We start from the raw sequence: 12336 nt of genomic DNA on the forward strand, positions 1-12336 counted from the left end.
GAGAGGGCATGAACCGGGACCGCAGGAACTCCTTTGGCCGCAGGCTAACTCGCGCCACCATCTCCCCGTCCGCCGACCCAAGCCAGCTCCTTGGCGCACTTCATAGTTCTAGCGGCGAGGAGAAACCGACGGGCCAGGGGCAAACAAAGGACCGCGTGGAAGCACTTGGCTTTATCATCTGCCGGCTCGACGAGCTGCGCCAGATGGCTGCCTCTCATGGACTGGAAGCACTCAGTTGCCTGTTGGATGTCGCCTTCACCGAATCCTGCGACGCGATCAGAAGGGAGCATTCTTGCGCTCAAGCCGAAGAAAGCACGCGATAGGCGCCGAGAACGCGAGGCACCGGGGCACCGGATCGACGTCGTTTTGGAGGAAGGGATGCGCAAAATCGTTGCCGGCAAGCTGCACGGCATCCACGTCACCGAGGCCAATCTCGACTATCACGGCTCGATCACGCTCGATCCCGACCATTGCGAGGAGGCAGGCATGCTGCCGATGGAATTCGTCGAGATCTGGAACAAGAATTCGGGCGCGCGGATCTCGACCTATGTCATCCTCGGTGAGCGCGGGTCGCGCTGTTGCATCCTTAACGGCGCCGCGGCCCGCACCTGCCAGCCAGGCGACCAGGTCATCATCTGCAACTCGGTCTATGTGCACGAGAGCGAGCTGACCGCGCTCAAACCGCGTGTGCTGACCTTCGACAAGGATAATCGGATCGTCGACCGCCTGACTTATTCGGTCGAGCGCGCAGCAGGCGGAGGCTACAGCTTTTCCATACTCAATGAATCCAACGACGTACTGCGCGTGCCGGCGCTGGTGGGCAGATCATGACGGGCTCCGAAGTCCGCTTTCTTGGCTGATTAGCCAAACGTTTTTTGCTGATGGAGGTGGAATGAACGCGGAACTTGGCCCGGACTTGACATCGGACCCTCTCGGTTGGGCGCTTCCGCCCTGGACGCAAGAGGAAGCCCAGGCAGTCTACGACCTGCCCTTCAACGACCTGCTCTTCCGGGCGCAGACGATCCATCGCGAGAATTTTGATCCCAACCGGGTGCAGCTGTCGCGCCTGCTGTCGATCAAGACCGGCGGCTGCCCCGAGGATTGCGGCTATTGCAGCCAGTCCGCGCATCACCAGTCCGGCCTCAAGGCCTCGAAGCTGATGGAAGTTCAGCGCGTCGTCGCCGAGGCCAGGAAGGCGCGTGACGCGGGCGCCACGCGCTATTGCATGGGTGCTGCCTGGCGCAGCCCCAAGGAGCGCGACATGGAGGCGGTGGTCGCCATGGTCGAGGGCGTGAAGGCGCTCGGCATGGAGACCTGCATGACGCTCGGCATGGTCGATCTCGAACAGGCGCAGCGGCTGAAGCAAGCCGGGCTCGACTACTACAACCACAACATCGACACGTCGGAGCGCTACTACGGCGAGGTCATCAGCACGCGCAGCTTTGCCGAGCGGCTGGATACGCTCGAGAACGTTCGCCAATCCGGCATCAAGGTCTGCTGCGGCGGGATTGTTGGAATGGGCGAAGAGCCGGTGGACCGCATCGACATGCTGGTGACTTTAGCCAACCTCCCGGAGCCGCCCGACAGCGTTCCAATCAACATGCTCATCCCGATCGCTGGCACCCCGCTTGCCGACGCCAGCCCTATCGAGCCGATCGAGTTCGTGCGCATGATTGCGCTCGCCCGCATCATGATGCCGAAATCGTATGTCCGCCTTTCGGCCGGCCGCACCGCCATGACCGACGAGATGCAGGCACTGTGCTTTTTTGCCGGCGCCAATTCGATCTTCGTCGGCGACACGCTGCTGACGGCGGGCAATCCCGGCCAGGACAGGGATACGCTGCTCTTTCGGCGTCTGGGCATCGAGCCGATGGAACTGGAGGCGCAGTGAACGAGGCACTGTTTGCCCGCTACGAGGCGACCTTGCAGGGACTGGCGCGCAAGGACCGGCTGCGGCGGCTTGCGCCGCGCGCCGGGCTCGACTTCTCATCGAACGACTATCTCGGGCTTGCCGCCTGCAAGAGGCTTGGCGACGCGGTTGTGGCTGCGATCGCGCGGGGCACGCCGGTCGGCGCAACAGGATCGCGGCTGCTGCGCGGCAACGCGCCGGAGCATGAGCAATTGGAAGCTCACGCTGCGGCGTTTTTTGGGGCCGAGCGCGCGCTTTTCTTCGGCGGCGGCTACATCGCCAATTTCGCTATTCTGACGACGCTGCCGCAGAAGGGCGACCTACTCGTCCTCGACGAGCTCGCCCATGCCAGTATGCACGAGGGTGCGCGCGCCGGACGCGCGGAGTTCGTTCTGGCCGCGCACAACGACGTCGACGCCATCGAGGACGCGATCGGGCGCTGGCGCGCCGAAGGTGGCATGGGGCGGGTCTGGATCGCGGTCGAAAGCCTCTACAGCATGAGTGGGGACTGCGCGCCTTTGGAGAGCCTTGTGGCTCTGGCCGACCGGCACGAGGCGTTCATCGTTGTCGACGAGGCGCACGCTACCGGCGCCTGGGGACCGGACGGCCGCGGCCTTGCCGTCGCTTTTGAGGGGCGCGACAACGTCCTCGTGCTGAATACATGCGGCAAGGCGCTCGGCGCATCTGGCGCCCTCGTCACGGGCCCAAGGACACTGTGCGACTATCTCGTCAACCGCTGCCGTCCGTTCATCTATGGTACTGCGCCATCGCCGCTGATGGCCGTGGCCGCGCGCGAGGCGCTCGCGATATTGTCCGATGAACCAGAGCGTCGTCTCCGGTTGCATGAAATTATTGCATTTGCGGGCCGCCAGCTGGCCGAGCGCCTCGGCACAGCACCCAGCGGCTCGCAGATCCAGCCAATCATCATCGGCGACAACCGGCGCACCATGGCGGTGGCGGCGGCACTGCAGGCCCGCGGCTTCGACATACGCGGCATTCGTCCACCGACTGTGCCGGAAGGGACTTCGCGCCTGCGCATATCGCTGACGCTCAACGTCGATAAAGCCGCCATATCCGCCATGATCGATGCGCTTGTCGAGGCGTTGGCCCAGAATGACCAAAGGTGACATGACCCGAAGCGACATCAGCAAAGGCATAGTCATCACAGGAACGGATACCGGCATCGGCAAGACGGTGTTTTCGGCGGGCCTCGTCGGCCTGCTCGACGGCTTCTACTGGAAACCGGTGCAATCGGGCCTCGACAAGGAGACCGACAGCGAGGCCGTTACCCGGCTCTCCGGCCTGCCGGCCGGGCGCGTCCTGCCGGAAGTCTATCGTCTGAAGACGCCACTGTCGCCGCATCGTTCGGCCGAAATCGATGGCGTCGCAATCGAGGCGGCAAAGCTCTCGCTGCCGGACTTGCCAGGTCCGCTCATCATCGAAGGCGCTGGCGGAGTGATGGTACCGCTCAATCGGCAGACAAGATTCATCGACATATTCCGGGAATGGCAACTGCCGGTCATTCTTTGCGCGCGCACCGGGCTCGGCACCATCAATCACACATTGTTGTCGATCGAAGCGCTCAGGGCCCGTGCCATCCCCCTCATCGGCGTCGCCTTCATCGGCGAAGAAATGGCGGATAGCCAAAGGACGATCGCGGAATTTGGCAATGTGCGGCAGCTTGGCAGGCTGCCGTACCTTGATCCACTGACATCTAAAACCCTGAGGGAAGCGATGGTTTCGGGCTTCGATCTCTCGCCGATTGCATGGGGTCAATGATGTCGCAATCCCGCGTCTGGCATCCTTTCACCCAGCACGCGCTCGAGCCGGCGATCCCCGAAATTGTCCGGACTGAAGGCGCTTATCTCCACAAGGCCGATGGCACCCGCATCCTCGACGCTATTTCGTCGTGGTGGGTCGTCACCCACGGCCACCGCCATCCACGCATTATCAAGGCGATCGAGACGACTGCTGCCAACCTCGACCAGATCATCTTCGCCGGCTTCACGCACGAGCCGGCCGAACGCCTCGCCAGAGCCTTGGTGGATCTCGCGCCGCCGGGACTCGACTGGGTGTTTTATTCCGACAGCGGCTCGACCTCGGTCGARGTCGCGCTGAAGATGGCGCTCGGCTATTTCCGCAATATCGGCGCGCCGCGCTCGCACATCGTCGTCATGGAGCACAGCTACCATGGCGACACGATCGGGACGATGAGCGTCGGCGCGCGCGGCGTGTTCAACGCCGCCTACGAACCCTTGCTGTTCGAAGTCGACACCATCCCCTTCCCGGCCGCAGGACGCGAGCAGGAAACGCTGGATCGGTTCGAGGTCGTCTCTCGCGACCGGCGCGCAGCTGCGCTGATTGTCGAGCCGCTGGTACTCGGCGCCGGCGGCATGCTGATGTATCCGCCCTGGGTTTTGGCTGAGTTAAAGAGGATCGCCGAGGCTTCGGGCACGCTCTTGATCGCCGACGAAGTGATGACCGGCTGGGGACGCACGGGAACCGTGTTTGCCTGCGAGCAGGCGAACATCTCGCCCGACATCCTTTGCACCTCGAAGGGCCTGACCGGGGGCACCATTCCGCTTGCCGCGACGCTGGCGACCGACGCCATCTTCCAGGCCCATTCTTCGCTCGACCGGAAGAAGACCTTTTTTCATTCGAGCTCCTATACGGCCAATCCGATTGCCTGCGCGGTGGCACTCGCCAACGTCGAGATCTGGCACGACGAGCCCGTTATCGAACGGATCGCGGCGCTCGCCGCGCTGCAGGCCGCTGGCCTTCAGCGCTTTCACGACAATCCTTGCTTCACCGACCGCCGGATCACCGGCACGATCGCTGCGCTCGATTTGGGTACCGCATCCCCCGGCTATCTTGCCGAGATCGGTCCAAAGCTGCGGGCATTCTTCCTCGAGCAGGGATTGCTGATGCGCCCGCTCGGCAATGTCCTCTATCTGCTCCCACCCTATTGCGTAACCGGCGGCGAGCTCGATCGGCTTTATGACGCAATCGAGGAGGCCGGCGAACGCTTCGGATCCAAACCATGAGCAGGTCGTCGCGCATCCTCGGGCTTGGCCACCATGTGCCAGGGCGCAAGGTTGAGAACGCCGAGATTGAGAACAATCTCGGCCTCGAGCCAGGCTGGATCGAACGGCGCACAGGAATTCGCTCGCGCTTCTGGGCGACTGATGAAGACACGCTCTCGGGCCTTGCCGCGCGGGCCGGCGACATGGCGCTGGCAAATTCCGGCATCGATCGGAGCGGAATCGGTCTTCTGTTGCTCGCCACGTCAACCCCAGACCATCTCCTGCCGCCGAGCGCGCCGCTGGTTGCGCACCGGCTCGGTCTCGGCCGCGCCGGCGCCATCGACCTGACCGGCGCCTGCGCCGGTTTCATCTATGCGCTGATGTTCGCCGACGGGTTCACCCGCCTGCACGGTCGACCCGCCCTTGTCATTGCCGCCAACATTCTGAGCCGCCGCATCAACCCGGCCGAGCGCGCCAGCGCCGTGCTGTTTGCTGATGCCGCCGGCGCAGTCGTGATCGGTCCCAGCGAGGATGCCGAACAAGGCATTCTCGGCGCTTCGGTGGATTCGGACGGTTCGCGCTACGGATTGATCCAGATCCCCGCCGGAGGAAGCAACACGCCTTTTCAAAACGACCTCGATCTCGCGCAGACCCGCATGACGATCATCAATGGCCGCGAAGTGTTCGCCAAGGCCGTGGAGATGATGACGTCATGTTCAAGAGACGCGCTCGCGATAGCTGGAATGCGGCCGCAAGACATCGACCGGTTCGTCCCGCATCAAGCCAACGCCCGCATTTTCGATGCTGTCGGCCGAAACCTCGGCATTGCGGACCAGGCAATCGTCAAGAGGATCGCCGTATACGGCAACTCTTCGGCCGCAACGATCCCTCTCTCGTTGTCGCTCGTCAATCGGTCGCAGCCACTCCGGCCGGGCGAGAAAATGCTTCTGGCGGCGGCGGGTGCCGGTCTCAGCGGCGGGGCGCTTGTGGTTGGAATTTAGCCGCGCGGCGGCCGCCGACAAGACATCAACACCGTTCAGGCGAGACGAAAAAAGGACAACAGACCAATGCGAAAACTAGTCGCCGGCAAGCTTCACGGCATCCACGTCACCGAGGCAAATCTCAACTACCATGGGTCGATAACGCTCGATCCTGACCACTGCGAGGCAGCCGGGATCCTGCCCATGGAATTCGTGGAAATATGGAACAAGAATTCCGGCGCGCGTATTTCGACCTATGTCATTCTCGGCGAGCGCGGGTCACGATGCTGCATCCTCAATGGTGCTGCAGCCCGCACCTGCCAGCCTGGCGACCCGATCATCGTGTGCAACTCCATCTACCTGAACGAAGCGCATATCACAGCGCTGAAGCCGCGGATCGTCACGTTCGACCAGGACAACCATATAAGCGAGCGCCTGAGCTACTCGGTCGATTTTGACGCATCTGGCCGTTACAGTTTCTCGATCCATGATGAGGCCAATGAGGCTTTGGCGATTCCTGCGCTTGTTTCCCGGGCGTGACTTGTCCCTTGCGCCCGCGTGAGCCGATGCGCTGTTTGCCGTCCCCGTCCACGAGGTAGTGTCGTGACCCGCCGTAAGGGGGGGCTATGACGAACCTCGAGGCCATCCTTATCGGCGAGCGCCGAGGGTGCGGCGCCCCGAGATAGCGGTGAAGCCGCATACAAGCCGCAAAAAAGATCTCGACCCGATGATATGGAGCAATTCATGATCTTCCGTCAGCTGTTCGATTCCGTTTCGAGCACCTATTCCTATCTGCTTGCCAGTCGCCAAGGCGGCGAGGCACTGATCATCGATCCGGTTGTGGACAAGGTCGACCGCTATCTCCGGCTCGTGCGTGAGCTTGACCTGAGGCTGGTCAAGGCGGTGGACACGCATCTTCACGCCGACCACATAACCGGCCTCGGCGCGCTGCGCGACAAGACGCAGTGCATCACGGTGATGGGCGAGCAGACCAAGGCCGACGTGGTATCGATGCGGCTTGCCGACGGCGACAGGCTGACCATCGAGGGGCTGGCGCTCGACGTCGTCCACACGCCCGGCCACACCGACGATTCCTACAGCTTCGTCCTGCCCGACCGGGTGTTCACCGGTGACACGCTGCTCATCCGCGGCACCGGCCGCACCGACTTCCCGAATGGCGATGCGCGGCACCAGTATGAATCGATCTTCGGCCGCCTGCTCAGGCTGCCAGACCCCACGCTGATATATCCGGCGCACGACTACAAGGGCGACACTGTCTCGACCATCGGTGAGGAGAAGGCCTTCAACCCGCGCCTGCAGGTGAAGTCAGTGGACGAATATGTCGAGATCATGAACAGTTTGAAGCTCGCCAATCCGAAGATGATGGATGTCGCCGTGCCGGCCAACATGAAGGTCGGGCTGCACCAGGACGAGATCGCGCGGCGCGGCTGGGCGACCAATGCCAACGAAGCCTTGGTATTGGCAGGCAAGCCGGATGTCGCGCTGATCGACCTGCGCGAGCGCTCCGAGCGCGAACGCCAGGGYATTATTGCGGGGTCGCTGCATGTGCCTTACCCGAGGCTGCAAGAAAACATCGCTCCCGGCGGCCTGTTGCACGAGCTCGTCCGTTCGAGCGGCAAGCGGCTTGTGCTTTACTGCGCCTTCGGCGAGCGTTCTGCCATGGCGGTGCAGGCCGCCCAGGATCAGGGCCTCACATCAGCCTGCCATATCGAGGGTGGAATCGACGCCTGGAAGAGGGCGAATGGACCATTGGTAAGGTAGCTCCGCCCTCTTCCACGACAAGAAAGAAAGGGGCCTCGTCAGAAATCCATGCCGCCCCCGCCCGGCATCGGCGGGGCGGGAATTTCCTTCTTCGGCTTCTCGGCCACCATCGCCTCGGTGGTGACGAGCAGGCCGGCTATTGAAGCGGCGTCCTGCAGCGCCGTGCGCACGACCTTGGCGGGGTCGATCACGCCTTGGCCGAAGAGATCGCCATACTCGCCGGTCTGGGCGTTCCAGCCATAGCCGAACTCAGGCTTCTCGCGAACCCTGCCCACGATAATGGAGCCTTCCGCCCCGCTGTTTTCGGCGATCTGGCGAGCGGGAGCCTCGATGGCGCGCCGCACGATCTCGACACCGGTCCTCTGGTCGGGGTTGTCGAGAACGACATGGTCGAGCGCCCTTGCTGCCCTGAGTAGCGCCACGCCACCGCCCGGCAAGACACCTTCCTCGACCGCCGCGCGCGTGGCGTGCAGCGCGTCGTCGACGCGGTCCTTACGCTCCTTGACCTCGACTTCGGTCGATCCTCCGACACGGATCACCGCGACGCCGCCGGCGAGTTTGGCCAGGCGCTCCTGCAGCTTCTCGCGGTCATAGTCGGAGGTGGTCTCCTCGATCTGGGCCCTAATTTGAGCAACGCGGCCGTTGATTTCGTCCTTATGGCCGGCACCGTCGACAATGGTGGTGTTTTCCTTCTCTATCTCCACCTTGCGAGCGCGGCCGAGCATTTCCAGCGTGACATTCTCCAGCTTGACGCCGAGATCCTCGCTGATGGCCGTGCCGCCGGTCAGGATGGCGATATCCTCCAGCATAGCCTTGCGGCGATCACCGAAGCCCGGAGCCTTGACGGCGGCGACCTTCAGTCCGCCGCGCAGCTTGTTGACCACCAGCGTGGCCAGAGCCTCGCCCTCGACATCCTCGGCGATGATCAGCAGCGGCTTGCCCGACTGGACCACGGCCTCGAGCACGGGAAGCAGCGCCTGCAGGTTGGAAAGCTTCTTCTCGTGGATCAGCACATAGGGGTCTTCGAGCTCGACGCGCATCTTGTCCTGGTTGGTGATGAAGTAGGGCGACAGATACCCGCGGTCGAACTGCATGCCTTCGACGACTTCCAGCTCGGTCTCGGCGGTCTTGGCTTCCTCGACGGTGATGACGCCTTCGTTGCCGACCTTCTGCATGGCTTCAGCCAGGAAGCGGCCGATCTCGGCGTCACCATTGGCCGAGATGGTGCCGACCTGTGCGATCTCGTCGTTATTCGTCACCTTGCGGGCTTTGGCCTTCAAATCGGCGACGATCGTTTCCACCGCCTTGTCAATGCCGCGCTTCAAATCCATCGGGTTCATGCCGGCCGCGACTGCCTTGGTGCCCTCGGTCACGATCGACTGCGCCAGCACCGTGGCGGTGGTGGTGCCGTCGCCGGCGATGTCGCTGGTTTTGGACGCGACCTCGCGCACCATCTGCGCGCCCATGTTCTCGAATTTGTCCTCGAGTTCGATCTCCTTGGCGACGGTGACGCCGTCCTTGGTGATGCGCGGGGCGCCGAACGACTTGTCGATGACGACGTTGCGGCCCTTCGGACCGAGCGTCACCTTCACCGCATTTGCGAGAATGTCGACGCCGCGCAGCATGCGCTCGCGGGCATCAGAATGAAATTTCACTTCCTTGGCAGCCATTGGTTCACTCCTGTGAATGGTCAGTTCTTGTCGACTGTTTGTGTGACGCGGTTTCGGTCACGCGGCTTGCCTGGCCGAGGCCGAAATCTCGATCACACCCAAGATGTCGCTTTCCTTCATGATGAGCAGGTCTTCGCCGTCGAGCTTGATGTCGGTGCCGGACCACTTGCCGAACAGGATGCGGTCGTCGACCTTCACGTCGAGGGGGGTGAGCTTGCCGCTCTCATCGCGAGCGCCTGGGCCGACGGCGATGACCTCGCCTTCCTGCGGCTTTTCCTTGGCCGTGTCGGGGATGATGATGCCGCCGGCCGTCTTTTCATCGGCCTCGATGCGACGGACGAGTACGCGGTCATGCAATGGACGGAACTTCATGTCGTTCTCCTTTTGGACAAACAGATTGCAAGAGACTCCCCGGACCCGGCCCCCCAGGGCCAGCCGGGGTTCGCGCGACTTTTGCGGCATGGCGCGCGTGCCGAACTGGTTTTGCTCCTTTCACGTTTCAAGAGATGGACTGACTCAGGATTTCCGACCATCATGGCCCCGGTGATTTTCCCGATGGGACGCTCGAGGTTTGTCGCGTAAGCGCTGGACCAAGGTTCGGGCCGGCACCATGCTAGGCACTGYGCAAAGGGTATTTGGCGCGTATTGCGTCTGGGGCCGGGATAGCTGTCAGATGTACATCACAACAGGCAGGCCGGATTGAACGTGCGRCAAGTCATCGACGAAGACGCATCCGCTTTCCCATTTAACAGATGGAAGTGTCTTCTCGCGGCCGCAAGGATACGTCTTGGTATCCCTTCGAGCATCAATACTTAGCATATCGTTTTCGTTTACATCAAATGCGAACGCTAATGTCGACACCATAAGAAAAGCTGCTGTTGCTATGACACTTTCCATCGTCTTGCTCCATTCCGTGTTTGTTTTTGTGACATTCAATAAAAATCCAATCGAACACGCGTTATATTTCTTATAACGTCTTCACATGTTAAACAGCAGAGAGCAAACGTCATGCCAGATGCAGCGATGGCTTAAATTTCAATTAGTTACCAATTCTCCGCGCCTTGCGGGTAAAGCGGCGTCGCTATTTTGTCGAATTCCTTGCAGGAATTTGAAGGAAACCAATCGATATGTCCTCATATATTAGTTGTCGGCACGCCGAAGGGGCGAGATGCCTCATCGGACGTTCGCGAGCCGGAAGTCACGGCTGGCGACGCGAGTGGCAACAGCCATGCTCAAGCATGCTGACCGACGTGAACTGATGCGGATCAAAAAGCCAACGGACGATTCCGTTGCGCGCGAATAATCGGAACCAGAACCTGACCCGGCCGACACCACATCGGTTCGATCCAGACAAACCAGCCGGGGTCGCTGGTCGCGCCCAGCGGGCGTTTTCACAGTGGGGGCCGGACTTACGCGAGGGGTTTCCGCGCCGTGGCTCCGACCTTGGGAACCTGGCGGCGTGGCATTCGCGGGTCGGTCGAACAGGCTGTCCTTGAAGGTCACGAGCTCCTCAGAAATTGAAGAGCTTTCATGCCGCAAGCCTCTCATCGACAATTTGCGACAGGTGCTTTGACATTGTGCGAGGCGCGACAAATGCCGGGCATGCGCCACTCGATTGACATGCGTCTAAAGAGTTTTCTTTGGCACGCATGTTGCTTCGAGTGTCGCTAAACGCGTCTCGCGGAGAGTGTTTCAATGTTCGCACCATGCTGCCTGCTGGGATCAGGCCGTACCGTAGGAACTCCCGATGCAGAAGAAGCAAGCGGCCGCACTGCAAGCAATGGCCGGGCAAAGGGCTGCACAGGCACTTTGCCACGATCATCCTCTCGCCTGGAGACCAACTCTGCAGTCGGCCCAACCTAGCCAATTTAGGACGTCCGCGACCAACCCGAAAATCAACACAAAGGAGAATCTGCCGATGCGGCGAGTGCTTATAACCTATATCGCGCTTTGCGGTCTGTCGGCGAGTGCGGCCGCTGCCGACGGCGCGGTGTTCGCCGACCCGGCAGTGCGAGCCGACGCAGTGGCCCCGGTCTTTTCATTCGAGGGCGGGCTACGCTACTGGTACAGTAACGGCGAAGCATCGAAGGAACTTTACAACGTCGACGGCGCGGAGATGGTGTCGCGGCTCACATACGACGATCTCAGTGTCCTATCGGGCGAAGTCTTCCTCAACGCGACCCACGATCCGACTGGCATCTTCGTCAAGGGCTTCCTCAGTGCGGGCGGGATCCCCAAGGGTTCTCTTACCGACGAAGATTTCGTGCACCCCTCTTTGTCCATGAAATCCTATTCGAGCACGTTGTCGGATCAGCACAACGGTCGCATCACGTATTTCACCGCCGACCTCGGATATAATTTCTGGAACACGCCGCGGTACCGCATGGGTGCTTATGTCGGTTACAATTTCTGGAACGAGAGCTACCATGCCATCCATTGCGCGCAGCAGGCGGCCAATCCGGGGATTTGCGTACCAGCCATTACGAACAATATGGGCGTCATCAGCCAGGATAACGATTGGCATTCGCTGCGACTCGGCCTGGCCGGGGAGACGCAACTCACCGAACGACTCAGCCTTTCCGGTGACGTCGCAGTGCTGTTCACGCAGCTTGACGGCAAGGATCAGCACCATCTGCGCCCAGAGATCAATCCGATTCCCGAGGACGGGAACGGGAATGGCGTCCAATTCGAGGCAATGTTGAACTACAAAGTCACGGATTTGTTCAACATCGGCTTCGGCGGCCGCTACTGGCGCGCATCAGCTATTGGCGCCGCTCATTTCGAGGAGACGCCGGGCGGTGGTAGCCCGGCGATCCAGCATTGGGAGGTTGAACGCTACGGCGTGTTCGGCCAGGCTAGCATCAAGTTCAACTGAGAAAGCACCGCCAGCGCCAAGTTGCCGTTGGACAATCGCAGTCCTGTTGGATGATCAAACGCAGCCGATTTCGCAGCAGGCTGAGTCCGGCGAACGG

The 12336-nt window shown here is 61.6% G+C and carries 12 protein-coding genes; 10 read left to right on the top strand and 2 right to left on the bottom strand.

Features of this window, described 5'->3' with window-relative positions; translation table 11 throughout:
• The first annotated feature begins 8 nt into the window (after nucleotides 1-8).
• From LCM4577_RS19325 to LCM4577_RS19365, 9 genes are all read left to right on the top strand, one after another.
• Entirely contained in the window at nucleotides 9-323 is a 315-nt protein-coding gene (locus LCM4577_RS19325) for a hypothetical protein (RefSeq protein WP_071072891.1), read from the top strand.
• A 55-nt stretch (nucleotides 324-378) separates the two neighbouring features.
• On the top strand, nucleotides 379-831 hold the full coding sequence (gene panD, locus LCM4577_RS19330; protein WP_071072893.1) for an aspartate 1-decarboxylase: 453 nt from the start codon (nucleotides 379-381) through the stop codon (nucleotides 829-831).
• Nucleotides 832-892: 61 nt separating this feature from the next.
• A complete protein-coding gene (bioB, locus tag LCM4577_RS19335; protein ID WP_071072895.1) occupies nucleotides 893-1891 on the top strand; it encodes a biotin synthase BioB in 999 nt (332 codons plus the stop codon).
• Nucleotides 1888-3036, top strand: coding sequence for an 8-amino-7-oxononanoate synthase (locus tag LCM4577_RS19340; protein WP_071072896.1), 1149 nt, complete (start codon nucleotides 1888-1890; stop codon nucleotides 3034-3036). Before bioB ends, LCM4577_RS19340 begins: the two co-directional genes overlap by 4 nt.
• Before the next feature lie 16 nt (nucleotides 3037-3052).
• Nucleotides 3053-3688 carry a dethiobiotin synthase gene (bioD, locus tag LCM4577_RS19345; protein ID WP_071072950.1) on the top strand — a complete coding sequence of 212 codons (636 nt, stop codon included), beginning with the start codon at nucleotides 3053-3055 and terminating at the stop codon, nucleotides 3686-3688.
• Entirely contained in the window at nucleotides 3688-4953 is a 1266-nt protein-coding gene (locus tag LCM4577_RS19350; protein ID WP_071072948.1) for an adenosylmethionine--8-amino-7-oxononanoate transaminase, read from the top strand. The genes bioD and LCM4577_RS19350 overlap by 1 nt, the downstream gene beginning before the upstream one ends.
• Complete coding sequence (locus tag LCM4577_RS19355; protein ID WP_071072898.1) at nucleotides 4950-5933, top strand: beta-ketoacyl-ACP synthase III; 984 nt, start codon at nucleotides 4950-4952, stop codon at nucleotides 5931-5933. Before LCM4577_RS19350 ends, LCM4577_RS19355 begins: the two co-directional genes overlap by 4 nt.
• Before the next feature lie 66 nt (nucleotides 5934-5999).
• Nucleotides 6000-6452, top strand: coding sequence for an aspartate 1-decarboxylase (gene panD / locus LCM4577_RS19360; RefSeq protein WP_071072900.1), 453 nt, complete (start codon nucleotides 6000-6002; stop codon nucleotides 6450-6452).
• Between the two features lie 204 nt (nucleotides 6453-6656).
• On the top strand, nucleotides 6657-7694 hold the full coding sequence (locus LCM4577_RS19365) for an MBL fold metallo-hydrolase (protein WP_041003441.1): 1038 nt from the start codon (nucleotides 6657-6659) through the stop codon (nucleotides 7692-7694).
• A gap of 38 nt (nucleotides 7695-7732) precedes the next feature.
• On the opposite strand, the gene groL is transcribed toward LCM4577_RS19365, so the two are convergent.
• A complete protein-coding gene (groL, locus tag LCM4577_RS19370) occupies nucleotides 7733-9364 on the bottom strand; it encodes a chaperonin GroEL (protein ID WP_071072902.1) in 1632 nt (543 codons plus the stop codon).
• Nucleotides 9365-9421: 57 nt separating this feature from the next.
• On the bottom strand, nucleotides 9422-9736 hold the full coding sequence (locus tag LCM4577_RS19375; RefSeq protein ID WP_040972763.1) for a co-chaperone GroES: 315 nt from the start codon (nucleotides 9734-9736) through the stop codon (nucleotides 9422-9424).
• Between the two features lie 1375 nt (nucleotides 9737-11111).
• Here LCM4577_RS19375 and LCM4577_RS19380 point away from each other — a divergent pair.
• A complete protein-coding gene (locus LCM4577_RS19380) occupies nucleotides 11112-12239 on the top strand; it encodes an omptin family outer membrane protease (protein ID WP_116390107.1) in 1128 nt (375 codons plus the stop codon).
• Nucleotides 12240-12336: the final 97 nt, after the last annotated feature.

The sequence above is a fragment of the Mesorhizobium sp. LCM 4577 genome (assembly GCF_001854795.2).
GTDB classification, from domain to species: domain Bacteria; phylum Pseudomonadota; class Alphaproteobacteria; order Rhizobiales; family Rhizobiaceae; genus Mesorhizobium; species Mesorhizobium plurifarium.

Bases quoted from the DNA above. Each gene is read 5' to 3' on its own strand.
- LCM4577_RS19325 (WP_071072891.1), top strand. From the start codon at position 9: ATGAACCGGGACCGCAGGAACTCCTTTGGCCGCAGGCTAACTCGCGCC.
- panD (WP_071072893.1), top strand. From the start codon at position 379: ATGCGCAAAATCGTTGCCGGCAAGCTGCACGGCATCCACGTCACCGAG.
- bioB (WP_071072895.1), top strand. From the start codon at position 893: ATGAACGCGGAACTTGGCCCGGACTTGACATCGGACCCTCTCGGTTGG.
- LCM4577_RS19355 (WP_071072898.1), top strand. From the start codon at position 4,950: ATGAGCAGGTCGTCGCGCATCCTCGGGCTTGGCCACCATGTGCCAGGG.
- panD (WP_071072900.1), top strand. From the start codon at position 6,000: ATGCGAAAACTAGTCGCCGGCAAGCTTCACGGCATCCACGTCACCGAG.
- groL (WP_071072902.1), bottom strand. From the start codon at position 9,364: ATGGCTGCCAAGGAAGTGAAATTTCATTCTGATGCCCGCGAGCGCATG.
- LCM4577_RS19375 (WP_040972763.1), bottom strand. From the start codon at position 9,736: ATGAAGTTCCGTCCATTGCATGACCGCGTACTCGTCCGTCGCATCGAG.
- LCM4577_RS19380 (WP_116390107.1), top strand. From the start codon at position 11,112: ATGCAGAAGAAGCAAGCGGCCGCACTGCAAGCAATGGCCGGGCAAAGG.